Consider the following 24757-nt stretch of genomic DNA (forward strand, 5'->3'; position numbering starts at 1 on the left):
ATTAAATATTTACAATATATTTGGCCAGGGATTTTTTTCTGCTAAATATCGTGTTGCAGAAAGTCGGCAAATAATCAATACCTTGTCACCTTTGGTGAAGTTTTTTCCTTCTTCAGGTTCCAGTAATAAATAGTGTATTTGACCAAATTGATCGGTAAGTTTTCCTTCACAGGGTCTGCCAGATATTGCCTGATGACCGGTAATTAATGCCATGCAGCCAATATATTCTTCTTCTGTAATAGCAGAACTATGATCGCGAGGAATCCAGGGGGCGATCGCCTTGCCGATATAATGCACTGTAATAACAGTGAGCAGTAAACAAACAGGAACCACCAACAGGTTGAGAGCGGAGCTTTCCAGACCGTCACGCAGGCATGCTGTAGAACGATGCCGATAAGGCCAAAAAAACCAGCTAACAGGCAGAGGATGACGAGGGCTGGTAGCCTTCCAATATTAAGATAATGAAGTGCCTGACTAATATTACCTGTGGTTATGGAATCGTAATGATCAAGATGTGCATCAAGAGCACCGGAGAGCATGTGACCGCAGACAATAGCAATAATTTCTAACAGGCCGATCAAAAGTACAAAGGAAATAGCGAAAAGATAAGGTGTGTTATAGTCGGCAAATAAAATCATCAGTCACTCCATCGTCCATTCAGTGACGCATTGTTTACTATGGTATGATTTCCTTCCTTACATTTATCTTTGCTAATAATAACATGCGTTAGTGAAATTTTAAAAGGGAAAGTCTTTTAACGTTGTAATTATTTTCAATAAAAAGTGTGATCCAAAACAATATATTTACGCACGTTATGTTTAAAGGCACTACACTGATTAAGGAATACTGAAATCAGAAAAAGCATATGGCCTTAAAAGGTATGCGATAACCGGAGGATGTGCTTATGGATCATGGTCTTAATTCTTTAAATAATTTCGATTTCCTGGCGCGTAGTTTTGCCAGAATGAATGCTGAAGGTCGACCGGTCGATATTCTGGCCGTCACTGGTAATATGGATGAAGAACACAGAACCTGGTTTTGCGCTCGTTATGCCTGGTATTGCCAGCAAATGACACAGTCAAGAGAACTGGAACTAGAACATTGATATTACGGGCCGTCAGGCCCGTTTTTGTGGTGCTTTATTCTGCTTTATCAACTGGTGGGATGGCGGGAGGAGATTGAACTTCTGCTGCCGGATTACTACGAGCTTCCAGTTCACTGATGCGCTGCTCCAGTAACGCCAGTTTCTCACGAGTCCGTAACAGGACCTGCGTCTGCACATCGAATTCTTCGCGGCTTACCAAATCGAGGCGAGTCAGCTGTGCTTGTAGGGTTTGGCGGATTTTTTTCTCCACATCTTCCCCGAACTCCCTGATTCCTTTAGGCATTGATTCGTGAACCTGGCGAGCAATTTGCTCAATTTTTTTCGGGTCAATCATTGTAGTTTCCCTGTACTGATAGGTGTTTAGTGCCATTGTAGTGCGATAAGGGTAAGTCATAAACCAGAATTATGTGAACCTATGCGTTGCTGCCGCTAATCATTAGCGTTATAGTGAATTCGCTTATTCTCAGGGCGGGGCGAAATTCCCCACCGGCGGTAAATCAACTCAGTTGAAAGCCCGCGAGCGCTTTGGGTGCAAACTCAAAGGACAGCAGATCCGGTGTAATTCCGGGGCCGACGGTTAGAGTCCGGATGGGAGAGAGTAACGATTCTGTCGGGCATGGACCCGCTCACGTTATTTTGGCTATATGCCGCCACTCCTAAGACTGCCCTGATTCTGGTAACCATAATTTTAGTGAGGTTTTTTTACCATGAATCAGACGCTACTTTCCTCTTTTGGTACGCCTTTCGAACGTGTTGAAAATGCACTGGCGGCGCTGCGTGAAGGACGCGGTGTGATGGTGCTTGATGATGAAGAGCGTGAAAACGAAGGCGATATGATCTTCCCGGCAGAAACCATGACCGTTGAGCAGATGGCTCTGACCATTCGCCACGGTAGCGGTATTGTTTGCTTGTGCATAACCGAAGAACGCCGTAAACAACTCGATCTGCCAATGATGGTCGAAAATAATACCAGCGCCTATGGCACTGGTTTTACCGTGACCATTGAAGCTGCTGAAGGTGTGACTACCGGTGTTTCTGCTGCTGACCGTATCACGACTGTTCGCGCTGCGATTGCTGATGGTGCTAAACCTTCAGACTTGAATCGCCCTGGCCACGTTTTCCCATTGCGCGCGCAGGCGGGTGGTGTACTGACTCGTGGCGGTCATACCGAAGCGACTATTGATCTGATGACGCTGGCAGGCTTTAAACCTGCAGGTGTGCTGTGTGAACTGACTAATGACGATGGCACCATGGCCCGCGCGCCAGAGTGCATCGAGTTTGCCAACAAACACAATATGGCGCTGGTCACTATTGAGGATCTGGTTGCATACCGTCAGGCGCATGAGCGCAAAGCTAGCTGAAAATAACTGCTAAAACTGGCGCGATAATCAAAGAAACCGAAGCCGTAGAAGGCTTCGGTTTTATTTTGCACTTACCCTGCTGAATGTAAATTTCACCGCTTTATCTATGAGTAAATTTCACTAATATCAGACAACCTTTTTCATTATGATCAAAATCATATAAATGTTCCGATATTATGCGACCATATAAATATATCCGAAAATGGATATGTGAAATTTATGCGCTAAATGTTTGGTATTGTTAAATATTAAGGGTAAAAAGGATGTTTATCTCCTGGTACTGGATTGTATTGATTGCGCTGGTTGTGGTGGGGTATTTCCTGCATTTGAAACGTTATTGTCGGGCGTTTCGCCAGGACAGAGACGCACTGCTTGAAGCGAGAAACAAATACTTAAACAGTGCGAGAGAAGAGACCGCAGAAAAGCTGGAGTAGTGCTTCTGCGATGCCTGCAGATGTTGTCCATGCTGGACAACATCTGAAGTTGTTTTCAACCAATTCCCGCCGTTTGTAACAGCACTAAACTAAATCCCATTACTGACATCCCACACAGCACGCCATAGCTGGGATTATTATTGGGATCAATCTCTTTGGCTAACGGCATTAATTCGTCCACGGAGAGCGCCACCATGATTCCTGCAACCGCCGCCATGATTGCCGCCATGACCACCGGGGAAATCATGCTACCAAGGATTAACCACGCCAGCACGCCGCCGAGAATTTCCGCCAGCCCAGAAATCCCCGCCCACAGAATTGCGGTGCGTTTCGACCCCGTTGCCGCGTAAACCGGCCCCGCAACCGCCAGACCTTCAGGAATATTGTGCAACGCCACGGCCAGTGAGATGCCAAAGCCCAGCTCCAGGTTACTGCTTGCCGTAACAAAAGTGGCAATCCCTTCCGGGAAGTTATGCAGACTGATTCCAAGAGTGAGCAGAATAGCAGTGCGCTTGATCGATTTGGGCAACGGTTGCACCGATTTTTGCATTAAATCCTGCGGATGCGCATGCGGCAACATGCGGTCCAGACCAAAATAGCCCAGCAGACCAAAGATAAACATCCCGTAGCCCAGAACGGGGGACATTCCTTCGGCGGCTAATGCGGCAGGGAGCATCTCCATCAATGAGATCAGCAACATGATCCCCGCTGCAAACCCTAGCGAAAATGCCAGCAGTCGGTTCGAGGGTTTTTGCCCGAGAACGCCGAGAAACGCGCCAATAAACGTGGCTGCCCCCGCCAGTATGGTCAGAATGAGAGGTACTGACATCGACAACTCCTTATAAATCTTCACCTTCAGGCAGATCGTCAAAATAACTGATGATGATCATCATCGTTATCCGGGTTCTTACTCCGCCGAACAAGCGTATTGTGAGGATATCAAAATGACACCTTTAGTTAAGGATATCATCATGTCTTCAACACGTATGCCAGCATTGTTTTTAGGTCACGGTAGTCCGATGAACGTGCTGGAAGATAATTTGTATACCCGCAGCTGGCAGAAGTTGGGGATGACATTGCCACGTCCGAAAGCGATTGTCGTGGTTTCGGCTCACTGGTTTACCCGTGGTACAGGAGTGACTGCGATGGAGACGCCGCCAACGATTCATGACTTTGGCGGCTTTCCGCAGGCGCTGTACGACACCCATTATCCGGCTCCTGGCTCACCGGCTTTGGCTCAGCGATTGGTTGAGCTGCTAGCGCCAGTGCCTGTCACACTGGATAAAGAAGCCTGGGGCTTTGACCACGGCTCGTGGGGGGTGCTGATTAAGATGTATCCGCAAGCGGATATCCCGATGGTGCAGTTAAGTATTGATAGCACCAAACCCGCCGCCTGGCACTTTGAGATGGGGCGTAAACTGGCAGCGCTGCGAGATGAAGGAATAATGTTGGTCGCCAGCGGTAACGTGGTGCATAACCTGCGCACGGTGAAATGGCATGGCGATAGTTCCCCCTATCCGTGGGCGACGTCGTTTAATGAGTATGTGAAAGCGAATCTGACGTGGCAAGGGCCAGTGGAGCAGCATCCTCTGGTGAATTATCTCGACCATGAAGGTGGCGCGTTATCGAATCCAACACCGGAGCATTACCTGCCGCTATTGTATGTTTTAGGTGCATGGGATGGTCAGGAGCCAATTACCATTCCGGTCGATGGTATAGAAATGGGCAGCTTAAGTATGTTGTCGGTGCAGGTAGGTTAATAGATGAAGAAAACCGAAGCCAATTTCTGGCTTCGGTTTGCATTACCTTACTTTCTCAGCAGCTTGAGTCCCCATGCGCCGCTCATCACTAATAGCAGCAATAAGCAAAGACCAAAAGCCAACATACAGGCCTGAGCCATGTTCATAAAGTGCCACGGCGGTAGCAGATACCAGCCTTCAGATTGCTGATACATCGCCACAAACCACTGCTGCATACTGCTCAGTGTGACGCCATCGGGAACGATTGGCGCATCATAGCCGCAATCCCCGGTAGGTTTGAACCAGTTTGGTGCCCATTGTGCCAGCGGCAGGTTAAAGGGGAAAGTTGGATCGGTAGAGCAACCCTGAACGCCAAACAGTGAATCGGGATCCGGGTTATGCACTGCATGGTGGATATCGTTCAGTTTGAATGAAAACTTCAGCCCCATGATGCTGCCGTAAAATGCCATCACGCAGCCAATCAGCTTAAGGATGATGTTCTTCGGGTTGATCGCCGCAACCAATCCTCCAATAACCATCACAAACATGGCATAGCGAATGTATACACATTGCTCACAGGGGGCCATGTAGAGATAGATCTGGAAGAAAGAGTGCGCCAGGATAATTAACGCGCCCATCGCAACGGCCATTAACAACCACAAAAAGCGTTGCTCCTGCCATCTGACCAGTGTGTCGACTGGTGATGCGCGAAGGTCTTTCCACATTCCCTTAATACCCATAGCCTGTTTCCCTGTTATTTGCTTGCTAACTCACGGATAAGGTCTGCCATCGCGTCGATGGATTTGATGCTCTTGGTGTAGATCAAGTACTTACCATTAACGACATAAGCCGGAACACCCTGGATTTTGGCGACTTCATAAGAGGCTTTCCATTTTTCCAGTGTTTCTTGTACCGCTGGCTCTTTCAGTGCAGCTTCAAAATCCGCCTGGCTCATACCAGCAGCATCCAGACCCGTTTTGATAAAGGCCGCGGGATCTTTACCGTCAGACCAGCGTTCTTTTTTGTCGTGATAAGCCGCGTAGTAGGCAAACTTGGCTTTCTTAAACTGAGAGTTAGCATCAAATAAGGAAATACCTGCTGCTTTATCTTTATTGATCAAGACAGCAAAGACTTCGCTCGCCTGTTTACCGTATTCGCCTTTGGTTTCCAGATGGAACGGCGTGAAAGCAACGACATCTTTCACTTTTTCCGATACCGGACCGGTAACCGCTTTGTCGTACTTGTAACAGAACGGGCAGGCGTAGCTGAATACCTTAATCAGCGTTTTGTCGGCATTCGGAATCGGTTTTTCCAGGACCATATAATCCGTGCCTTCGGTAAATGCAGAAGCAGTAAATGAAACCGCCAGAGCCGCAGTAAGTAGTACGCTTTTAAACAGTGATGAGATCCCTAATTTCGACATTTTTATTCCCTTCTTAATTATTTAAACATCTGTTTTGGACGGACTAACAGCGCACGGTAGTGAGTCTGGTTGGGTTTATCAGACATCACGTCGATTTCCACTTTCACTTCTTTGGTTTTGTAGTCGATCTCGTTCAACTTACCGACGGTCGGCTGACCGACGTCAAACAGATGAATGGAGCCACCGAAGCCGAACATGGTGTCACGGTCAGCCTGGTATTCGATAATGGAGGTGATTGGGCTATAGAAATCGTAACCGCGTTCTTTACCGTATTCCCAAACTTGCTGAACGGTACCTTTCTTCTCATCAATCTTATATTCCACAAAACGGGAATATTTCATGGTTGGTAAGGCAGGTTGTTCCAGATGGCGACCGTCGCCGTTATCAAAGATAGTGAGTGTACCTTTGCTGGAGATCCATGCGGTATGCTGGGTATAGGTGAAGTCGAAGTCTGAGTTTTCACACAGGCCATTTTCGTTACAGGTGATCGGCTTACCGTTAGCGTCAACGGGTTTCAGCAATTTGCTGGCCAATGGTTTTTCCCAGCCTTTCGAGGGGGCAAGGATCCATTTCACTTGTTTATCACGACCAATTTTCACAACGCCCTGGTGACGAGAAGAGAGGATAATTGAGTCATCTTTCGCGTCATAGGCGATGGAGTTGACGTGCGCCCAGTTACGACCTGGTCCTACACCCAGCGCGTCGCCAAACGGCGTATCTGGTTCCAGTTTTGCCTGCTGTCCGGCGTGAGCAAGATCAACGTTAACGCAAACTGCGCCAGCATCCAGTGCACCGAGCAGAGCATCACGTTTCGGATCGAGGATCTTCGTCAGATCCCATACATCGACAACGCGACCAGATTTATCGACTTCGAGGATATGATCACGAATGGTGGTGACGTGTACGCCGTCATCGCGACGGTAGTTACTCTTACCTACGCGCAACAGTACCGTACCATTAGGCGTCTCAATGGATTCATGAGTGGCGTCAGCGAATCCGCGCGGCAGTTTATGATCTTCCAGCACCTGACCCATCAAGTCGAACTCGTACCAGTGCTGGCCTTGTACTGCGGTAAAGGTGCCGCGTGGTGTTTCGCGGATACCCATCAGATAACCACGTTTGTTGATATTACGGTCACGGCCATCGTAGAAGGTGTCTTGATCCAGCCACCAGCGGTATTCACCTTCGGTATCGACAATGAAAGTAAAGGGTGCGATATCAAAAGGCAGTGCGCCGGTTGCCGGACCTGCATCGAGGATCCCGGCATTTTTATCTTTCTCACCGTGCCAGTGGAGATCGGAACCTTGTGCCGTAAAGGTGTGGGTATTAACCAGATAGAGGCGATCTTCAAAACCAGGTGCGACTTTAACGACTTTGGTCTGCTGTAGATCAGAGATGGAACGGTTATCCATGTAATTGTTGACGATGGCTGAAGTTTGCACCACGTAATCATCTTTCATGGCCTTGCCGTTTTCTTTCCACTCAACGGTCACTTTGTTGGCAAATTTCTGATAAAGACCAAAAATCGGTACACCATCGTAAGTTTTTAGTGACTCCTGGCCTACGGGATAGCTGATTTCAACGCCTTTTTCGCCCTTCCCGTGGACGGTAACTTTGACGTCAGAAATGACGTGGCTATCTAAGTTAACCAAAGCGGTCAGTGGGGCATTGCCGTAGGGATCGACAATGACTGCACCGAGTTGCCCGGCAGGTGGTGCAGGTTTAAAACCCGCCGCCATTACGCCAGTTGCAGACAACCCCAGAGCTAATGCTACTGTTCCGGCTACCAGTGTTTTTCTATATTTATCAAACATGGATATATCTCCTTATATAACGCAAATATATAATAATGATGAATATCGACTGTTGAGATGGTACTAATAAATTTGTTTTGTGAATGAATAATGTAACTCTAATAAAATATGAGAATGTTTTGCTGCTTTTGAATATGTTGTTATTTGTTGAAACAACTATTTATTTTTAATGGATAGTAGGGTGGCGATATATCAATAACAATGCTCAATATTGCGTAGTGTGATCTCTGCGACATTGTTTTTTAATTATTAAATTAAAATATGAAGAGATAAAAACAAAATATTTAATATATATCAATGTGTTATGCGGTGATTTATTTACTTACTTTAATTGCAATATCACTTACATATGACGATTTAACATTAAATTGGTTATTAATGTTAAATAAAAGTTGGAGATGTATGGATTTATATATTGATGGAGATTATAAATGATGGATTATGAAAATTGCCCCGATTATCGGGGCAATATTAAGCAGTGTTATTCAACAAAAATATGCGGATAAAACCGAGACATATCCTGGGTGATCAATGCACGGTCTTCACGAATGCCAATTCCGGCGGGTTGATCGTTCACCAGCCAGCTACCAATCAACATATAGCTGTCGCCAAATTTCGGCAGCGGATGGAATTGTTGAACAATCATGCCTTCTTCGCCATACGGACCTTCTGCTGCTTCAATGGTTTTGCCATTCTCGATAATCGACACGTTTGCGCCTTCACGCGAGAAGATTGGCTTAACCACATATTTTTCCATTTCTGGATGATCATCTTCCGCAAAATAAGCGGGCAACAGGTTCGGATGATTCGGGAACATCTCCCACAGTAGCGGCAGAAGTGCTTTGTTGGAGATAATGCTCTTCCACGCCGGTTCCAGCCAGCGTACGCCAGCATCTTCCAGCTTGGTGGAGAACATCTCGCGCAGCATAAACTCCCACGGATACAGTTTGAACAGGTTAGCGATGACCTGATCCTGTAAATCCGTGAACTGACCTTTTTCACCTAAACCGATATCGTCGATGTACAGGAACTCGGTAGCAATTTCAGCTTCCGTCGCGCAGTCCTGCAAATACTGGATGGTGCCACGATCTTCCACCGTGTCACGACAGCAGGTGAGATGCAGCAACTGGAAGCCATACTGTTCACGCAGCTCGACAAAGCGATCGATCAGCTTTTCTTGCAGACTGTTAAACTGGTCGCTGCCTTCCGGCAGGTTGCCCGCGTTAAGCTGATCTTCCAGCCAGATCCACTGAAAGAATGCTGCTTCATACAGTGATGTGGGCGTATCAGCGTTATTTTCCAGAAGTTTAGGTTCGCCAGTGCCATCCCACGCCAGATCAAGGCGTGAATAAAGCGACGGCTGGTGCGTCAGCCATGACTGACGCACAAAACTCCACGTGTGCTTTGGAATGCGGAATTTGGTCATCAGCTCATCGCTGGAGATCACTTTTTCCACCACTTTCAGGCACATCTGGTGCAGTTCGGCGGTGACTTCTTCCAGCTTTTCAACCTGGGCGAGGGTTAACTTGTAGTAAGCATCTTCACACCAGTACGGCTCGCCGTACATGGTGTGAAAATTGAAACCGTATTCGTGGGCTTTTTCACGCCAGTCTGGGCGCTCGGTAATACTGACTCTTTCCATCGGTATCAGCCACCCATTGAACGAGAAGAGGTGCCGGTTGCGCTACGCTGCATAGTGCTTTGTTTGGCAACAGATTCACCAAAACCGCCGCGGGTAACGGTAGTGGTGGTCGCCGGTTTTGGTGCCATTGCCGTCTTCGGTACGGTCATGGTGCGGCCTGGCTGGGCTGCGCCATAGTTTTTACCCGTCGCGTCGGTATATTTACCGTAAGCCGGGCTGGCTGGGTTTTTCGAGGAGAACAGCGGCTGCTGTGCAAATCCCGCGCCGCCGCCCATCAGACGTCCCATCATGTAACCGGCCATCAACGGCATCCAGAAACTCCCGCTGGATTGCTGGGCCTGCGCCTGGTTTTCAGGTGCCATGCCAGCCTGGGCTGGCGCCTGCTGGCACTGACCTTCACCAAATTCGGCAATACAGTCTTCACGAGTGGCGTATTTCGGCGCAGTACGTTCTGCTTCTTTCAGCGCATTGTTGTACGCGGTGGTACATTCGGCGCTTTTGCCTGGGTTTGCAGCTGAACAGTCGTCAGCATTTTGATAGAGAGACACAGTTTCATCACTCTTTTCACAGCCTGCCAGCATAAAAACAGTAGCAACAGCGAGAGCGACAGGTGTCAGGTGGCGTGCGCTCCAGTTTTTACGGAACGATGCGTGGCGTATGGATTTTGTCCGTTTCATTTTTGTCTTCCGGGACCAGTGGTAAATACCCATCAGAATAGAGGATGGCTGGTCGAAATTGAAGCGAGAAGGGGGAAGAATGCGGCAGATAACCCGTATCTTTACGTTGCCTTACGTTCAGACGGGGCCGAAGCCCCGTCGTCGTCATCAGTTACGGAAAGGGTTATGACCGTTACTGGTGTTAGTGCGTGCGGATGCTTGCTGAACGGCTGGTGCCGGGCTATCAGGCGCATAACCATCAGCAATAGCATTCTGTTCCGGCGTTTGCGGGGCAACGTTTTCCGGGTTAGTGGAAACCGGTTTGCTCAGCGCATTGTTCAGTGCCAGCAGATCCTGCTCGTTCAACGTACCCAGAGCTGATTTAATATTCAACTGGTTAATCAGGTAGTTATAACGCGCATTCGCCAGCTCTTGCTTGGCGTTGTACAGCGTGGTGGTCGCATCCAACACATCAACAATGGTACGTGTACCGACCGAGTAGCCCGCTTCCATCGCGTCTAATGAGCTTTGGGCGGAAACCACGGCTTGTTTGTAGGCGTTAATGCTACTGATAGATGCATTAATGTTGTTGAAGGAGGAACGCACGGTCTGCACGACGCTACGATGGGCGCTTTCCAGTTGCTCGCTGGCACCGACAAAGTTGTACTGTGCCTGTTTCACCTGTGAGTTAACCATTCCGCCCTGATAAATCGGCAGCGAGAAGCTCAGGCCCACTTTGTTCTGGCCCATATTGCTGTCGTCATACTGGCCTGCGGTCGCACCACGGGTTTTTGAACCGCTGTAAGAGGTGTCAGAAATTCCGGTAGAGGCCGTCAAATCCAGAGTCGGTAAGTGACCGTCCTGCGCCTGGCGAATTTGCTCGCGCGCCAGGTCCTGGCTCAAACGAGCCTGTAACAGCGACAGGTTGCGTTTTTCGGCTTCTTTCAGCAGCGCGTTAACCGGCTGTGGCTTGTCGGTCTTGAAGTTTTCGACATTCAGCGCCGCCAGTTCCGGATAGTAGTTACCGGTGATCTGACGCAGCTGCTCAACGGCGTTGTCGAGGTTGTTACGTGCGGTCACTTCGTTCGCCAGCACGGTATCGTACTGTGCGCGGGCGTTCTGCACGTCGGTGATCGCCACCAGGCCCACGTTAAAGCGTTGGGTGGTTTGATCTAACTGACGGTAGATTGCCTCTTTTTGTGCCTGAGTATAAGAAAGCACGTCAATGGCATTCAACACGTTGAAATAAGCGGTCGCGGTGTTGAGGATCAAAGTTTGTTGATCGGTCTGGTAAGTGACGTCCTGAATACCGGCAGCTTTTTCCTGCAAGGTCAGTGCGCGCCATTTCGACATATCGAAAATGGACTGGGTCAACTGCAGGGACGCACTGGTTGCGTTAGAGTTGATGCCGTTCGCGTCGCGGTAGCCGTTGCTGTAGGTGTAATCTGCACCTAAACCTAGCTGTGGCAGTAATGGACTGCGAGCTTCATTAATTTTTTCAAAGGCAGCATCACGATCGGCGGCAGACTTACGCAATTCCGGGTTACTAAGGCGTGCTTGCTGATAAACTTGCATCAGGTTCTCGGCCTGGCTCAACGAACTGAACCCAGAAAGGCTCAGGCCGATAAGAATGGGGAGCAATTTCTTCATTTGCATTCCTTGTGGTGAAGCAGTATTTAGCGCGATCAAACTGTAAAATTATTGCGGATTCTAGCAGAAGCCGCTACCGCAAAAGGTTGGCGTTACGTGCCATAGGGCATTAATGTGCCTCAATTTAACACATGACTGCTCAAACGGCAGTCAAACGTCTCTGAAATTCACATTTTATTCACTATTAGTGCCAGGACATTAGCCATGCTTAAGCCAGACAACCTGCCCGTTACATTTGGCAAAAACGATGTAGAAATTATTGCACGAGAAACACTTTATCGCGGCTTTTTTTCATTAGATCTTTATAGATTTCGCCATCGTCTATTCAACGGACAAATGAGTCATGAGGTCCGACGGGAAATTTTTGAACGCGGTCACGCCGCAGTCTTGCTACCCTTTGACCCAGTGCGCGATGAAGTTGTACTGATTGAGCAGATACGAATCGCCGCGTATGACACTAGCGAAACGCCCTGGTTACTGGAAATGGTTGCCGGGATGATTGAAGAAGGTGAGAGTGTGGAAGATGTTGCCCGTCGCGAAGCGATTGAAGAGGCGGGACTAAAAGTGAAACGGACCAAACCGGTGTTAAGTTTCCTGGCAAGCCCGGGCGGCACCAGCGAGCGTTCGTCAATTATGGTGGGCGAAGTGGACGCCACGACCGCAAGCGGTATTCACGGTCTGGCTGATGAAAACGAAGATATTCGCGTTCATGTGGTAAGTCGGGAACAGGCATACCAATGGGTAGAAGAGGGGAAAATCGACAACGCAGCGTCGGTCATCGCTTTGCAATGGCTGCAACTGCATCATCAAGCGTTAAAAAATGAGTGGGCATAAATGAAGCGTTACACACCTGACTTTCCTGAAATGATGCGCCTGTGCGAGATGAACTTTTCACAATTGCGCCGTTTGTTACCGCGCAATGACGCACCCGGTGAAACTGTAAGCTATCAGGTGGCAGATGCACAATATCGGCTAACGATTGTGGAATCGACCCGATACACTACCCTGGTGACTATTGAACAGATTGCGCCCGCGATCAGTTACTGGAGCCTTCCGTCGATGACGGTGCGTCTGTATCATGACGCGATGGTGGCTGAAGTGTGTTCAAGTCAGCAGATTTTCCGCTTCAAAGCGCGGTATGATTATCCTAATAAAAAGTTGCATCAACGCGACGAAAAGCATCAAATTAATCAGTTTTTAGCGGACTGGTTGCGATACTGTTTAGCACATGGAGCGATGGCGATTCCGGTTTATTAGCGTCGTGAAACCTAAGGACACCATTTGGAAAGCCTGTTAACCCTTCCTCTGGCTGGTGAGTCCAGAGTCAGGATTTTACAAATTACCGATACTCACCTGTTTGCGCAAAAGCACGAAGCCCTGTTAGGGGTGAACACCTGGGAAAGTTACCAGGCGGTGCTGGAGGCGATTCGCCCACACCAGCACGAATTCGACCTGATTGTCGCGACAGGTGATTTAGCGCAGGATCAAACGGCTGCGGCCTATCAGCACTTCGCTGAAGGCATCGCAAGTTTTCGTGCGCCCTGCGTCTGGCTGCCGGGCAACCATGATTTCCAGCCTGCGATGTACAGCGCGCTACAGGACGCGGGTATATCTTCAGCGAAACGCGTGTTTATCGGTGAACAGTGGCAAATCCTGTTGCTGGACAGCCAGGTGTTTGGCGTACCGCACGGTGAGCTAAGCGAGTTTCAACTCGAGTGGCTGGAACGTAAACTGGCTGATGCGCCAGAGCGCCATACCTTGCTGTTGCTGCATCATCATCCGTTGCCTGCGGGCTGTAGCTGGCTTGACCAACACAGCCTGCGTAACGCGGGCGAACTGGATAACGTGCTGGTGAAGTTTCCGCACGTCAAATATCTGTTATGCGGCCATATCCATCAGGAACTGGATCTCGACTGGAACGGTCGTCGCCTGCTGGCAACGCCATCGACCTGCGTGCAGTTTAAGCCGCACTGTTCCAACTTCACGCTGGACACCATCGCGCCCGGTTGGCGTACGCTGGAACTCCATGCCGATGGTACGCTGACCACAGAAGTACACCGCCTGGCAGACTCCCGTTTCCAACCAGATACCGCTTCAGAAGGTTACTGATGTCGACGCTTCTTTATTTACACGGTTTCAATAGTTCGCCGCTTTCTGCGAAAGCGAGCTTGTTGAAAAACTGGCTGGCGGAACATCACCCTGACGTTGAGCTGATTATTCCGCAGTTACCGCCGTATCCTTCCGATGCGGCAGAACTGCTGGAATCCATTGTCCTGGAACATGGCGGCGATTCGCTGGGTATTGTCGGTTCGTCACTGGGGGGATATTACGCCACCTGGTTGTCGCAATGTTTTATGCTGCCCGCAGTGGTGGTAAACCCGGCGGTGCGCCCGTTTGAACTGCTGACGGACTATCTCGGTCAGAACGAGAACCCCTACACCGGGCAGCAATATGTGCTAGAGTCTCGCCATATTTACGATCTTAAAGTCATGCAGATTGACCCGCTGGAAGCGCCGGATTTGATCTGGCTGCTGCAACAGACGGGAGATGAAGTGCTGGATTACCGCCAGGCGGTGGCGTACTACGCTTCCTGCCGCCAGACTGTTATAGAAGGCGGCAACCACGCATTCACGGGCTTCGAAGATTATTTCAACCCGATCGTCGATTTTCTTGGTCTGCACCATCTCTGACGATCAACTCGAATTACTAACTTAAACCATGACGCAAACTTATAACGCTGATGCCATTGAGGTACTCACCGGGCTTGAGCCGGTTCGCCGCCGTCCGGGGATGTATACCGATACCACTCGCCCTAACCATTTGGGGCAAGAAGTCATTGATAACAGTGTGGATGAAGCACTGGCGGGTCACGCAAAACGCGTGGACGTTATTTTACATGCTGACCAGTCGCTGGAAGTGATTGACGATGGCCGTGGGATGCCGGTGGATATTCACCCGGAAGAAGGTGTTCCGGCGGTAGAACTGATTCTTTGCCGTTTGCACGCGGGCGGTAAATTTTCTAACAAAAACTACCAGTTCTCTGGCGGTCTGCACGGCGTGGGGATCTCGGTGGTTAACGCCCTGTCAAAGCGCGTAGAAGTTAACGTGCGCCGCGATGGTCAGATTTATAACATCGCCTTTGAAAATGGCGAAAAGGTGCAGGATTTGCAGGTTGTCGGCACTTGCGGTAAACGCAATACCGGTACCAGCGTGCACTTCTGGCCGGATGAAACCTTCTTTGACAGCCCGCGCTTCTCTGTTTCACGCCTTACACATGTGCTGAAAGCCAAAGCGGTATTGTGTCCTGGCGTTGAGATCACTTTTAAAGATGAGATCAACAATACCGAACAACGCTGGTGCTATCAGGACGGTCTGAATGATTACCTGGCGGAAGCGGTAAACGGCCTGCCGACACTGCCGGAAAAACCGTTTATCGGTAACTTTAACGGTGAAACGGAAGCCGTTGACTGGGCGCTGCTGTGGCTGCCGGAAGGTGGCGAACTGCTGACCGAAAGTTACGTCAACCTGATCCCAACGATGCAGGGCGGTACGCACGTTAACGGTCTGCGTCAGGGGCTGCTGGATGCGATGCGTGAGTTTTGCGAATACCGCAACATCCTGCCGCGCGGCGTGAAGCTGTCGGCGGAAGATATCTGGGATCGCTGTGCCTATGTGCTGTCAGTAAAAATGCAGGATCCGCAGTTTGCCGGGCAGACCAAAGAGCGTCTCTCTTCGCGTCAGTGCGCGGCATTCGTTTCTGGCGTGGTGAAAGATGCCTTTACCCTGTGGCTGAACCAGAACGTTCAGGCGGCTGAACTGCTGGCGGAGATGGCGATTTCCAGTGCCCAGCGCCGTATGCGTGCGGCCAAAAAAGTGGTGCGTAAAAAGCTGACCAGCGGCCCGGCACTGCCTGGCAAACTGGCTGATTGTACCGCGCAGGACCTTAACCGTACCGAACTGTTCCTCGTGGAAGGTGACTCCGCAGGCGGATCTGCCAAGCAGGCGCGCGATCGTGAATATCAGGCGATCATGCCGCTGAAAGGTAAGATCCTTAACACCTGGGAAGTTTCTTCCGACGAAGTGCTGGCCTCGCAGGAAGTGCATGATATTTCGGTAGCGATCGGTATCGATCCTGACAGCGATGATCTTAGCCAACTGCGTTATGGCAAGATCTGTATCCTGGCGGATGCTGACTCCGATGGTCTGCACATTGCCACGTTGCTCTGCGCCTTGTTTGTAAAACACTTCCGTACGCTGGTGAAACATGGTCACGTATATGTAGCGCTACCACCGCTCTACCGCATTGACCTTGGCAAAGAGGTCTATTACGCCTTGACGGAAGAAGAGAAAGAGGGCGTGCTCGAACAATTAAAACGCAAGAAAGGCAAGCCAAATGTCCAGCGTTTTAAAGGTCTGGGTGAAATGAACCCGCTGCAACTACGTGAAACCACGCTCGACCCGAACACTCGCCGTCTGGTGCAGTTGACCATCGATGATGAAGACGATCAGCGTACCGACGCGATGATGGATATGCTGTTGGCGAAGAAACGCTCGGAAGATCGCCGTAACTGGTTGCAAGAGAAAGGTGACATGGCGGAGATTGAGGTCTGATAATCTTCCCGTCAGGAGAATAAAACATAGCCCGGTATACACGTGTATACCGGGCTTTTTTTATCAAAATTCCATTTTCACCGTGAATTGCACTTCACGCGGATCGCCAATCTGATTCCCCAGATTATTTGTGGCGATGGAAGAGGTGTAATACGTTTTATCAAACAGGTTTTTGACGTTTAATTGCAGTGTGACCGGATACTGCAATTTCATTTTGTATGCGGCGAAGGCATCGGCAACAAAATAGCCTGGCAGATAATAGTCAGCCCCATTGGTTGCCGAACGACGGCTTACACCATGTCCGCCACCGCCAAACGTCAGTGTGTTATTGCCTGGCATGTTATGAATATCATAGGTCAGGAATAGCGAACCGGTATGACGAGGAACATTCGGCAATGGTTTTCCTGCATAATCAGGATCTTCCAGAACCTTAGCATCGGTATAGCCGTAGCTGGCAATGATATTAATGTTTTCAGTTAATGCTCCCGCAAGGTCGACTTCTACCCCTCTAGAACGAACGCGGCCTGCCGTTTTGGCGATGGTTTCATCACCAATACTTTCGGTATACAACACGTTACGTTTATGGATATCAAACAGCGCAATATCTGCGGTTATACCATCGAACAGCTCGAATTTTGCCCCGACTTCGTAAGCATTAGATGATTCCGGTGGAAGATCGCCAATGTAGCTGGCAATTGACGACTGCGGCATAAATGTTTGCGAATAATTAGCAAATAAGGATACCGATGGCGTCAGTTTGTAGACTAACCCCAGTTTGGGCGTCCATTGTTCATCGCGGCTGTCAGTATTGACATTAAAAGGACGGCCTTTACCCGCATATTGTGTGTAATACTGATAGCGGAGCCCGGCGACAGCAATCCAGTTATCTGTCAGATAGAGCGCATCCTGTACATAAGCTGAGTAGCTCTCCTGTTTGATCGTCTGATCGCTGTCCGACGCCGAGACCGTTGTGCATTTGCTGGTATTGCCATAAACAGGGTTGTAGATATTGAAATCTTTAGCGTTTTTACAGCGAATCATATCTGTGCGCAGAAGATCATAATATTCATATGATACCCCACCCAGAATCTCATTATAGAATCCAGCAATATCAACATTCCCTTGCAGATCCGCACGAGTAGAATGCATACGCTGGGTAGATCCCTGAGTTGCATCAACACGCCGTGTCAGCGTTCCTGTCGTTGCATCATACGCGGTAACACGAGCCTGATTATCGCTGTATTTATCCTGGCTGTAGCTGTAATCAAAGCGCGCTGTCCACTGGCTATTGAGATGATATTCTGCGTTGAGTTGCGCCAGATCGGACTGACCATCTGTAATATTAAACGGTTCGTCGAAACGTATTTTTCGATCAACGTTTACGGGCTGTTTCGTCGTAAGGTCGAAAATCGTTCCACGATCGAACGGCGTTTTATAATCCCGATGTGAATAGAGCATGGTTACTGTTGCATTATCACCAAACCAGGTGAGTGATGGGGCAATAAATGTGCTGCGCTCTTTACCGAAATTCCGCCAGTAATCTTCATCCTGCACTTCCCCCGTCAGGCGGTATGCCAGCTGAGTGCCTTCAATGGGACCTGTGATATCCAGTTGCCCAGTGCCTCCGCCAAAACTGGAGGAAGTGGCTGAGACAGTACCATGGAATGTTTTTTCCGGGCGCTTTGTCACGACGTTAATCAGTCCGCCAGGATCGAGAATGCCATACAGCGTGGAGGCCGGACCTTTTAGCACTTCTACACGTTCTGTTGCAGCGTTGAAGCTGCGAGGAAGTACGGTTCGCAGACCGTTGGTCATGATGGAGCCATCCCGGTTTGCGCCAAACCCACGGCGTACAAAAGCATCCTGAGTCCCGCCTAATGTATTGGTCTGTACCACGTTACTGACGTTATAAAGCGCCTCATCCAGCGTCGTCGCATTCTGATTTTCCAGAACCTGATCGCTAACCGTATTGACCACCTGCGGGATATCCAGCATCGGCATATCGGTTAATGTCGCCGTGGAGGTGCTCAGAGGTTGATAACCATCGGTCGCCTCAGTTGCGGTATTTGCATCCGCTGTAACAGTGATTGTTTCGCCATCTTTGGTCGTTGCAGTGTCGGTTGCATGAATCATTGGTGCTGCAAAGAGCAGTGAAAAGAGCGCCCGACCTTTGATTCCTGAGAATGAAGGTGTGAACTTAGCCATTTAGTCTGTTATCCCAAAAACTCACGGATTGTCGTGAGTGAAAATTGTTTCTTGTTGCTCACTAAGCACTATCCGTTTGTTATTTCGCCATCGGATATGTAATTGAGAATCATTCAATCATGAGGTGATGTAGTAGTAAATGAGAAATAACAAAAAATTGCTACATGTGTTTTTATGAGAGGTTAATGCAATTAAATTGATGGTAATTTATTAATATTTAATAGTTTTATTTTTGTATTTAAAAATATTTCACCTGTTATTTACCTTGTTTTTGTATGGCTTTTAACTTCTTGACTACTACATTTTGTGGCGTCAAACTCTCAAAAGAGAATGAGTTTTATTTTTGTTTGTCTTTGATTAAGTTGGCGTACACGTGGCACATAACGCAAAAGGGCAGGGGCTGATCCTCGACAATGTTTCTGCCGGGTATCACAAGAAAATCATTGTTGATGGTGTTTCTTTCTCCGTTCCCACAGAAAAAATGACCGTTCTGGTTGGGGCAAACGGCTGTGGAAAGTCGACGTTGCTCAGCACCATTGCACGTATCTTGCAACCTATGGGCGGCTCGATATTGCTGGATGGTAAAGCGATTCACGAGCAACCAACGAAAGCGTTATCCCGTAGACTTGGGATCTTGCCGCAGTCGCCATTATTGCCGGAGGGCTTAACCGTTTATGAACTGGTGTCGCGTGGGCGTTTTCCCTGGCAGAATTTCATACGTCAATGGAGCGACGCCGACGAGCAGGCGGTAGAAGAGGCCCTGAAATTAACCGGAACGCAGGAGTTTGCGCATTTACCGGTTGAAAAACTCTCTGGTGGGCAGCGCCAGCGTTGCTGGATTGCGATGGTATTAGCGCAAAAGACGCCTTATATCCTGCTGGATGAACCCACAACCTGGCTTGATTTACGTTATCAGGTTGAAATTCTTGAGTTATTACATGACTTAACGCGTCATCACGGGCGTACAGTCGTCGTGGTGTTGCATGATCTGAATTTTGCCGTCAATTATGGCGATACGTTGATATTTTTACGCCAGGGGAAAGTGGTGCGTGTGTTGAATGAGGGGGAGCATTGCACGCCTGAGCTGGTAAAAGCTGTCTTTGACGTTGATGTTCACGCATCAATAAATCCTCTGACGGGAAAACCGTTCTTCATGCCGTTTCGTGGTGTAGAAAAAGTATGATGCGCACAGGGCTGGTTACTGTAATTTTCCTCGCCTTACTGCTGGTGGGATGCGTGGTATATCCAGGGATTGGTGCCCGATTTATTGCACCACAAACGGTGTTGCAGGCATTTCTTCATTTTGATCCGCAAAACTTCGATCACAACGTAATTGTAAGACTCCGTTTGCCGCGTTTAGCGGCAGCATTGCTTACCGGTGCTTCTCTTGGTGTTGCCGGTGCTTTGTTGCAGGCTGTCATTCGTAACCCATTGGGGGAGCCACATATTTTAGGCTTAAATGCCGGAGCCGCTCTTGCTGTCGTTGCCGCCAGTGCGCTTGGACTGGCCTTTCCTGTTGGACGCCCACTGCTGGCATCTACGGGGGGCGCGTTATTGTTCCTGTTGATATTGCTGCTTTCCTCCGCAGGGCGTTCAGGGTTAACGCCAATGAAAGTTACTTTATGCGGCGTGGCGCTATCGGCGTTCGTGTCCTCAATAACGGCGGCAATCCTGATTCTTGACGAGCAAACGCTGCTGGCAATGCGGACATGGTTAGCGGGTGATTTAGCGGGGCAGGATTGGGCGACGTTGGGTACGTCCGGCTGGTTTTCTCTGGGGGGATTTGTATTAGCCCTTTACCTCGCGCCCTCTCTTAATATGCTGGCTCTGGGCGATCGCATGGCGCAAGGTCTGGGCGTCTCGGTTCTACGGACGCGGACATTCACTTTGATCGCGATCGCGTTGCTCTGCGGTGCTGCCGTATCGATTGCTGGCCCCATTGGCTTTGTCGGTTTGCTAGTACCGCAGATTGTCCGGCGTTTGGTATCAGCGGATCTGCGCGTTCTGCTCCCTCTTTCAGCTTGTGTCGGCGCGCTTTTGTTATTACTGGCAGATATTATTGCCCGGACGCTTTTCACGCCCCATGAGTTAGCGACCGGTGTCATGACGGCGTTAGTTGGTGCGCCCGTTTTTGTCATTATGGCGACGAGGATGTTCAAATGAGTCGGATAATGAACGTCGGGCTACGCCCACTACGTGTTGGTAAGTTTTCGACACTGGTACGCCCTAAAAATCTGGTGTTGCTTGGTGGGCTGTTTCTGTTTGCGGTTGGAATACTGATATTCGGTCTGATGCATGGCTCTTTCTCCGTCCCGGCATCGGAAGTAGGACGAGCATTGTTCTCTCCTGAAAACGTAAGCACAGACGCACGTTATATTGTGCAGGATATTCGCTTGCCGAGAGCCATCATGGCATTGCTATGCGGGGCCATGTTAGGTATGGCGGGGGCCGCAATGCAATCCATTGCGCGTAACGGCCTTGCCGATCCCGGTTTAATCGGCGTCAAAGAAGGATGTAGCGTGGCGGTGCTGTGGCTGATTTTCCAGTTTCCAATGCTGGGAATGTTCTGGCGTCCAGTGGCTGGTCTTGCTGGTGGCTTGTTGGTGGCTTTAATCGTGATTTTTTGCGCGCGCGATATTTCCCGTCCGCGATTTGTTCTGATTGGCATTGGTGTTTCCTGGTTTTTCGCCGCCGGTATCGGTGTATTTATGACCACTGCAGATGTTCGAGATGTACAAACTGCATTGATGTGGCTATCGGGAAGCCTGCATGCAGCTAACTGGATGTTAGTCGGTATTTCAGCCTGTTGGATGTTGCCAGCCGCTCTTTTATTGCTATTCACCGCCCGGACGGCGGATATCGCTCTGCTTGGTCATCAGGTTGCCACCGGGTTAGGGGTGAATAGTTCTCGTCTGGCGTTGCTACGTGTCGCCGCACCAATAATCCTGACAGCCGTCTGCGTTTCGTGTGTTGGTAACATCGGTTTTGTCGGATTGATAGCACCCCATATATCACGTTTTATTCTACGTGGCGGGCAGACGACATTACTGCTGGGGAGCGCCGTATCGGGGGCGTTGTTAGTTATCCTGGCGGATAGCATTGGTCGTTTGGCTTTTTTGCCTTTGCAACTGCCTGCCGGAATCATTATTTCATTGATTGGTGGACCATTCTTTTTGCTACTGCTCTGGCAGCGCAGGAACAGTTTTTAATGGGAGTTATATGCGTTTATTTTTTTCTCTGCTGATACTGTTGTCATTCTTTGCCCGCGCGACAGAACCTGTTCAGGTCTTTACTGATGATTTAGGGCGCAAAGTCACAGTTCCTGCTCATCCAAAGAGAATTGTCTCTTTACACGATCTTGATATCACTATTCCTCTGATTGAGCTCGGTGTACCTCCTGTCGCCAGCCACGGGCGAACCCGGCCTGACGGTAGCCATTTCATTCGATCAGGCGCGTTATTGACAGGTGTCGACTTTGATAATTCATCGATCGCTTTTATTGGCACCGCTGATATTGATATTGAAGCGATTGTGGCGGCAAAGCCTGATCTGATCATCACAGAACCGACCCGTAATACGCCCATTGAACAACTGGAAAAAATTGCGCCCACGGTGAGCATTGATCATCTCAAAGGGGGCGCGCCAGAAATCTACCGCAAGCTGGCAGAACTTACAGGAACGCAGTCGCAGCTGGCGATACTTGAACGCCGCTATCAGGCACAAATCAATGCGCTGAAGGCGACGCTGGACAGCCAAAAAATAACGGTATCGGTGATTCAGGCAAATCAGGGAAAAATTAATGTGATGCATAGCTATCATTCGCTGGGGCGGGTATTACGCGATGCTGGTTTTCGTTTTCCGCCGCTGATTGAGAGCATTCCTGAAGGTGGACGAATGGATGTGAGCGCGGAGCGTTTACCTGAACTGGATGCCGATTTTGTTTTTGCAACCTGGCGCGGTGACACCGGTGGTAAACCTCAGGATGAGCTGGCAGCAATGGAAAAAGTCATGCCGGGATGGTGTCAGTTTCTGACGGCCTGTCGTTCCGGGCGCTATGTGCTGATTTCTCGTGAAGAGGCGATTTCTAACTCCTTTGCATCTCTGGGGCTAATGGCTGCGCAGATACAATCACAAATTGCGGGACGACCTCTACCGGAGGCTAAATGATCCAGAAAGACAAAACGCGGGTTGATATTTATGGTGAGCGTTTTCGCACTCGCGCGAGTCAGTTAACGCCTGGGTTAAGAGCTGTCGCCAGCTACATTAATGAGCATCGTGAAGTGGTACTCGAGCAAACGGCGATGGAAATTGCGGCCACGTTGAACACTTCCGATGCCACAGTTATCAGGGCTATACAGGCCCTGGGGTTTGCCGGGCTGCGAGATCTGAAACGCACTCTGGAACAGTGGCTTGGTCCAGCCCTTAGTTCCAGCGAAAAGATGTCTACGACGGTGAGTAACTTGACGAGCGATGTTAACACCGCAATCGACTTTGTTCTTGAAGGGCATTTGTATACCTGTAATGTCCTGTCAGAGCCTGAAAACCGCCACGCGCTTGCGCAAGCTGTAGCGTTGTTGGTGCAGGCACGGCAAGTCGCAATTTTTGGCATTGGCGCTTCGGGTATTCTGGCGGACTATACCGCACGACTATTCAACCGCATAGGCTTGCCAGCCACGGCGCTAAACCGTACGGGTATTGGCCTTGCCGAGCAACTGATCGCGCTTCAACGTGGCGATGTTCTGATCATGATGGCGCAAAAATCTGCGCACCGGGAAGGGCTGACAACGCTGCGTGAAGCGAGACGGCTGGGGATCCCTGTTATTTTGCTGACAAACGCGCTGGATTCACGTTTTAGCAAAGACGCCAGTATCGTGATTCATGTTCCGCGCGGGGATGAAAAGGGGAAAACGCCACTACATGGTACGGTATTGTTGTGCCTGGAAATGATTGTTTGGTCGGTGGCTTCCGCGGTGCCGCAGCGTGCGGTTAAAACCATTAAGCGAATCAACGATTTCCATCGGGGTTTGAAAACGGGAAGAAAGAATGGCTAATCTGACCTGAGGCCGGTTGCAACACCGGCCTCTTTTCAGGAATGTTAAATCCCCGGTTGCAGGATGCGGATATTCATCTCCAGCACATCGCCTTTTACGGCCTCGCTGTACGCTTTCATGTGCGGGGTCTGCAAGTGCGCTTCAAGATGCGCGATGCTTTCCCACTGCTCAATCATCACGATAGAGTCCGGCGCCATAGACTGGAAACTCACGCCAGCAGCGCAATCCACCATCGGCGCATAGCCGTGGCAACCTTCTTCCTTCAGTACGGTTGGAACGATTTTAGCAAATTGATCCAATACCGCCTGACGGTGATGTTGACCAGGACGAGTACGGATTTCTGCGATTACTGTAATCATGGTTAACTCCTTCTAAAGCCAGAGCCCTAGTTAACCAAAAATCTCTACAAGATGCTTGCGATATTCTTCAGTATAGCGGGGAACATCAGGCATTTTTATCACGTCATTAGCGATAAATGTCGGCAGCGGTTCCATACCCAGGAATTGGTTTGCTTTATGGAACGGCAGATACACGCCGTCAACGCCGACGCCGTGGAAGAATTGATCTTTTTCGGTGAAGGCTTCCATTGGTGCGTTCCAGGTCAGGGAAAGCATATATTTTTTGCCCTGTACCAGGCCGCCAGAACCGTATTTTTTTGACGGATCTTTGCGGGTACGACCATCGCTGGCATACAGCGTGCCGTGACCTTCGGTGAACACATCATCGATATATTTCTTCACCGTCCACGGTGCGCCCATCCACCAACCTGGCATCTGCCAGATCACCACATCAGCCCAGAGAAAGTTTTGTACTTCGGCTTTGACATCGTAGTCGCTCTCGGCGCGAACGATGCGGACATCATGCCCGAGGTCGCGCAGCGTACCATCCGCGACTTCGGTCAGGGTGTCGTTCAGTTGACCATTGGAGTGGGCGAATTTCTTCGCGCCGTTGATAATCAGGATGTTGCTCATTTTTTATCCTCAGGGTGAGACGTTTGCCGACTATAGTACGTCACAGAGCGGTGCGGTGAAATTAGCAAAATGTGCAAAGTCTTTTGCGAATTTTG

General features: G+C 49.5%; 25 protein-coding genes, 1 pseudogene and 1 riboswitch. Of the genes and pseudogenes, 14 read left to right on the forward strand and 12 right to left on the reverse strand.

Annotated elements, in window-relative coordinates:
- Positions 1 to 9: 9 nt before the first annotated feature.
- A pseudogene (locus tag D9736_RS06635) lies at positions 10 to 638 on the reverse strand (OB-fold-containig protein).
- Positions 639 to 904: 266 nt separating this feature from the next.
- Between D9736_RS06635 and glgS the strand changes: the two are divergent.
- Positions 905 to 1105, forward strand: coding sequence for a cell surface composition regulator GlgS (glgS, locus tag D9736_RS06640; protein ID WP_130210460.1), 201 nt, complete (start codon positions 905 to 907; stop codon positions 1103 to 1105).
- A 34-nt stretch (positions 1106 to 1139) separates the two neighbouring features.
- On the opposite strand, the gene ubiK is transcribed toward glgS, so the two are convergent.
- On the reverse strand, positions 1140 to 1439 hold the full coding sequence (gene ubiK, locus D9736_RS06645; RefSeq protein ID WP_064529620.1) for a ubiquinone biosynthesis accessory factor UbiK: 300 nt from the start codon (positions 1437 to 1439) through the stop codon (positions 1140 to 1142).
- Positions 1440 to 1560: 121 nt separating this feature from the next.
- Positions 1561 to 1709: riboswitch (FMN riboswitch) on the forward strand.
- 103 nt (positions 1710 to 1812) lie between these two features.
- Here ubiK and ribB point away from each other — a divergent pair.
- On the forward strand, positions 1813 to 2466 hold the full coding sequence (gene ribB / locus D9736_RS06650; RefSeq protein WP_130257971.1) for a 3,4-dihydroxy-2-butanone-4-phosphate synthase: 654 nt from the start codon (positions 1813 to 1815) through the stop codon (positions 2464 to 2466).
- Positions 2467 to 2729: 263 nt separating this feature from the next.
- A complete protein-coding gene (gene yqiD / locus D9736_RS23350; RefSeq protein ID WP_165382779.1) occupies positions 2730 to 2900 on the forward strand; it encodes a protein YqiD in 171 nt (56 codons plus the stop codon).
- A gap of 55 nt (positions 2901 to 2955) precedes the next feature.
- On the opposite strand, the gene zupT is transcribed toward yqiD, so the two are convergent.
- Complete coding sequence (zupT, locus tag D9736_RS06655) at positions 2956 to 3729, reverse strand: zinc transporter ZupT (protein ID WP_014639308.1); 774 nt, start codon at positions 3727 to 3729, stop codon at positions 2956 to 2958.
- A gap of 142 nt (positions 3730 to 3871) precedes the next feature.
- Between zupT and ygiD the strand changes: the two genes are divergently transcribed.
- The gene (gene ygiD / locus D9736_RS06660; RefSeq protein WP_205712922.1) at positions 3872 to 4660 is read left to right on the forward strand and encodes a 4,5-DOPA dioxygenase extradiol; all 789 of its coding nucleotides are present in this window, start codon (positions 3872 to 3874) and stop codon (positions 4658 to 4660) included.
- Positions 4661 to 4707: 47 nt separating this feature from the next.
- On the opposite strand, the gene dsbI is transcribed toward ygiD, so the two are convergent.
- From dsbI to tolC, 6 genes are all read right to left on the reverse strand, one after another.
- Entirely contained in the window at positions 4708 to 5379 is a 672-nt protein-coding gene (dsbI, locus tag D9736_RS06665) for a protein-disulfide oxidoreductase DsbI (RefSeq protein ID WP_130257973.1), read from the reverse strand.
- A gap of 14 nt (positions 5380 to 5393) precedes the next feature.
- Positions 5394 to 6062, reverse strand: coding sequence for a thiol:disulfide interchange protein DsbA/DsbL (locus D9736_RS06670; protein WP_000040018.1), 669 nt, complete (start codon positions 6060 to 6062; stop codon positions 5394 to 5396).
- 17 nt (positions 6063 to 6079) lie between these two features.
- Entirely contained in the window at positions 6080 to 7876 is a 1797-nt protein-coding gene (locus D9736_RS06675; protein WP_130257974.1) for an aryl-sulfate sulfotransferase, read from the reverse strand.
- A 481-nt stretch (positions 7877 to 8357) separates the two neighbouring features.
- Positions 8358 to 9518 (reverse strand): glutathionylspermidine synthase family protein, encoded by a 1161-nt coding sequence (locus D9736_RS06680; protein ID WP_130223918.1) that lies wholly within the window; start codon positions 9516 to 9518, stop codon positions 8358 to 8360.
- Positions 9519 to 9523: 5 nt separating this feature from the next.
- Positions 9524 to 10195, reverse strand: a complete 672-nt coding sequence (locus tag D9736_RS06685) for a DUF1190 family protein (protein WP_000831534.1) — start codon at positions 10193 to 10195, stop codon at positions 9524 to 9526.
- Positions 10196 to 10342: 147 nt separating this feature from the next.
- The gene (tolC, locus tag D9736_RS06690; RefSeq protein WP_130257975.1) at positions 10343 to 11824 is read right to left on the reverse strand and encodes an outer membrane channel protein TolC; all 1482 of its coding nucleotides are present in this window, start codon (positions 11822 to 11824) and stop codon (positions 10343 to 10345) included.
- A 204-nt stretch (positions 11825 to 12028) separates the two neighbouring features.
- Here tolC and nudF point away from each other — a divergent pair, with 204 nt between their 5' ends.
- Genes nudF through parE form a run of 5 tightly spaced genes read left to right on the forward strand, consistent with a single transcriptional unit; the run spans position 12029 to position 16435 of the window.
- The gene (gene nudF / locus D9736_RS06695) at positions 12029 to 12658 is read left to right on the forward strand and encodes an ADP-ribose diphosphatase (protein WP_021564655.1); all 630 of its coding nucleotides are present in this window, start codon (positions 12029 to 12031) and stop codon (positions 12656 to 12658) included.
- The gene (locus tag D9736_RS06700) at positions 12659 to 13081 is read left to right on the forward strand and encodes a DUF1249 family protein (protein ID WP_130257976.1); all 423 of its coding nucleotides are present in this window, start codon (positions 12659 to 12661) and stop codon (positions 13079 to 13081) included.
- A gap of 24 nt (positions 13082 to 13105) precedes the next feature.
- Positions 13106 to 13933 (forward strand): 3',5'-cyclic-AMP phosphodiesterase, encoded by an 828-nt coding sequence (gene cpdA / locus D9736_RS06705; RefSeq protein ID WP_130218206.1) that lies wholly within the window; start codon positions 13106 to 13108, stop codon positions 13931 to 13933.
- Positions 13933 to 14514, forward strand: a complete 582-nt coding sequence (gene yqiA / locus D9736_RS06710; RefSeq protein WP_130257977.1) for an esterase YqiA — start codon at positions 13933 to 13935, stop codon at positions 14512 to 14514. Before cpdA ends, yqiA begins: the two co-directional genes overlap by 1 nt.
- A gap of 28 nt (positions 14515 to 14542) precedes the next feature.
- Positions 14543 to 16435, forward strand: coding sequence for a DNA topoisomerase IV subunit B (gene parE, locus D9736_RS06715; RefSeq protein ID WP_130218204.1), 1893 nt, complete (start codon positions 14543 to 14545; stop codon positions 16433 to 16435).
- Positions 16436 to 16498: 63 nt separating this feature from the next.
- Here parE and D9736_RS06720 read toward each other — a convergent pair whose 3' ends face one another.
- A complete protein-coding gene (locus D9736_RS06720; protein ID WP_130257978.1) occupies positions 16499 to 18640 on the reverse strand; it encodes a TonB-dependent siderophore receptor in 2142 nt (713 codons plus the stop codon).
- A gap of 373 nt (positions 18641 to 19013) precedes the next feature.
- Between D9736_RS06720 and D9736_RS06725 the strand changes: the two genes are divergently transcribed.
- Genes D9736_RS06725 through D9736_RS06745 form a run of 5 tightly spaced genes read left to right on the forward strand, consistent with a single transcriptional unit; the run spans position 19014 to position 23691 of the window.
- On the forward strand, positions 19014 to 19823 hold the full coding sequence (locus D9736_RS06725; RefSeq protein ID WP_000940874.1) for an ABC transporter ATP-binding protein: 810 nt from the start codon (positions 19014 to 19016) through the stop codon (positions 19821 to 19823).
- Positions 19820 to 20803, forward strand: coding sequence for an iron ABC transporter permease (locus tag D9736_RS06730; RefSeq protein WP_130257979.1), 984 nt, complete (start codon positions 19820 to 19822; stop codon positions 20801 to 20803). The genes D9736_RS06725 and D9736_RS06730 overlap by 4 nt, the downstream gene beginning before the upstream one ends.
- An 8-nt stretch (positions 20804 to 20811) precedes the next feature.
- The gene (locus D9736_RS06735) at positions 20812 to 21849 is read left to right on the forward strand and encodes an iron ABC transporter permease (RefSeq protein WP_130258129.1); all 1038 of its coding nucleotides are present in this window, start codon (positions 20812 to 20814) and stop codon (positions 21847 to 21849) included.
- A gap of 10 nt (positions 21850 to 21859) precedes the next feature.
- Positions 21860 to 22807, forward strand: coding sequence for an iron-siderophore ABC transporter substrate-binding protein (locus D9736_RS06740; RefSeq protein WP_001305988.1), 948 nt, complete (start codon positions 21860 to 21862; stop codon positions 22805 to 22807).
- Complete coding sequence (locus D9736_RS06745) at positions 22804 to 23691, forward strand: MurR/RpiR family transcriptional regulator (RefSeq protein ID WP_000614954.1); 888 nt, start codon at positions 22804 to 22806, stop codon at positions 23689 to 23691. The genes D9736_RS06740 and D9736_RS06745 overlap by 4 nt, the downstream gene beginning before the upstream one ends.
- Positions 23692 to 23735: 44 nt before the next feature.
- On the opposite strand, the gene D9736_RS06750 is transcribed toward D9736_RS06745, so the two are convergent.
- Both D9736_RS06750 and mdaB read right to left on the reverse strand, forming a co-directional pair.
- Positions 23736 to 24050, reverse strand: coding sequence for a putative quinol monooxygenase (locus D9736_RS06750; RefSeq protein ID WP_000633737.1), 315 nt, complete (start codon positions 24048 to 24050; stop codon positions 23736 to 23738).
- A 30-nt stretch (positions 24051 to 24080) separates the two neighbouring features.
- Positions 24081 to 24662, reverse strand: a complete 582-nt coding sequence (mdaB, locus tag D9736_RS06755; RefSeq protein ID WP_000065441.1) for an NADPH:quinone oxidoreductase MdaB — start codon at positions 24660 to 24662, stop codon at positions 24081 to 24083.
- Positions 24663 to 24757 lie beyond the last annotated feature (95 nt).

Source organism: Escherichia sp. E10V10 (genome assembly GCF_004211985.1).
Lineage (GTDB): Bacteria > Pseudomonadota > Gammaproteobacteria > Enterobacterales > Enterobacteriaceae > Escherichia.

What these genes read in the sequence shown, in the direction of transcription:
- glgS (WP_130210460.1), top strand. Translation starts at nt 905, where the DNA reads ATGGATCATGGTCTTAATTCTTTAAATAATTTCGATTTCCTGGCGCGT.
- ubiK (WP_064529620.1), bottom strand. Translation starts at nt 1,439, where the DNA reads ATGATTGACCCGAAAAAAATTGAGCAAATTGCTCGCCAGGTTCACGAA.
- ribB (WP_130257971.1), top strand. Translation starts at nt 1,813, where the DNA reads ATGAATCAGACGCTACTTTCCTCTTTTGGTACGCCTTTCGAACGTGTT.
- yqiD (WP_165382779.1), top strand. Translation starts at nt 2,730, where the DNA reads ATGTTTATCTCCTGGTACTGGATTGTATTGATTGCGCTGGTTGTGGTG.
- zupT (WP_014639308.1), bottom strand. Translation starts at nt 3,729, where the DNA reads ATGTCAGTACCTCTCATTCTGACCATACTGGCGGGGGCAGCCACGTTT.
- ygiD (WP_205712922.1), top strand. Translation starts at nt 3,872, where the DNA reads ATGTCTTCAACACGTATGCCAGCATTGTTTTTAGGTCACGGTAGTCCG.
- dsbI (WP_130257973.1), bottom strand. Translation starts at nt 5,379, where the DNA reads ATGGGTATTAAGGGAATGTGGAAAGACCTTCGCGCATCACCAGTCGAC.
- D9736_RS06670 (WP_000040018.1), bottom strand. Translation starts at nt 6,062, where the DNA reads ATGTCGAAATTAGGGATCTCATCACTGTTTAAAAGCGTACTACTTACT.
- D9736_RS06675 (WP_130257974.1), bottom strand. Translation starts at nt 7,876, where the DNA reads ATGTTTGATAAATATAGAAAAACACTGGTAGCCGGAACAGTAGCATTA.
- D9736_RS06680 (WP_130223918.1), bottom strand. Translation starts at nt 9,518, where the DNA reads ATGGAAAGAGTCAGTATTACCGAGCGCCCAGACTGGCGTGAAAAAGCC.
- D9736_RS06685 (WP_000831534.1), bottom strand. Translation starts at nt 10,195, where the DNA reads ATGAAACGGACAAAATCCATACGCCACGCATCGTTCCGTAAAAACTGG.
- tolC (WP_130257975.1), bottom strand. Translation starts at nt 11,824, where the DNA reads ATGAAGAAATTGCTCCCCATTCTTATCGGCCTGAGCCTTTCTGGGTTC.
- nudF (WP_021564655.1), top strand. Translation starts at nt 12,029, where the DNA reads ATGCTTAAGCCAGACAACCTGCCCGTTACATTTGGCAAAAACGATGTA.
- D9736_RS06700 (WP_130257976.1), top strand. Translation starts at nt 12,659, where the DNA reads ATGAAGCGTTACACACCTGACTTTCCTGAAATGATGCGCCTGTGCGAG.
- yqiA (WP_130257977.1), top strand. Translation starts at nt 13,933, where the DNA reads ATGTCGACGCTTCTTTATTTACACGGTTTCAATAGTTCGCCGCTTTCT.
- parE (WP_130218204.1), top strand. Translation starts at nt 14,543, where the DNA reads ATGACGCAAACTTATAACGCTGATGCCATTGAGGTACTCACCGGGCTT.
- D9736_RS06720 (WP_130257978.1), bottom strand. Translation starts at nt 18,640, where the DNA reads ATGGCTAAGTTCACACCTTCATTCTCAGGAATCAAAGGTCGGGCGCTC.
- D9736_RS06730 (WP_130257979.1), top strand. Translation starts at nt 19,820, where the DNA reads ATGATGCGCACAGGGCTGGTTACTGTAATTTTCCTCGCCTTACTGCTG.
- D9736_RS06735 (WP_130258129.1), top strand. Translation starts at nt 20,812, where the DNA reads ATGAACGTCGGGCTACGCCCACTACGTGTTGGTAAGTTTTCGACACTG.
- D9736_RS06740 (WP_001305988.1), top strand. Translation starts at nt 21,860, where the DNA reads ATGCGTTTATTTTTTTCTCTGCTGATACTGTTGTCATTCTTTGCCCGC.
- D9736_RS06745 (WP_000614954.1), top strand. Translation starts at nt 22,804, where the DNA reads ATGATCCAGAAAGACAAAACGCGGGTTGATATTTATGGTGAGCGTTTT.
- D9736_RS06750 (WP_000633737.1), bottom strand. Translation starts at nt 24,050, where the DNA reads ATGATTACAGTAATCGCAGAAATCCGTACTCGTCCTGGTCAACATCAC.
- mdaB (WP_000065441.1), bottom strand. Translation starts at nt 24,662, where the DNA reads ATGAGCAACATCCTGATTATCAACGGCGCGAAGAAATTCGCCCACTCC.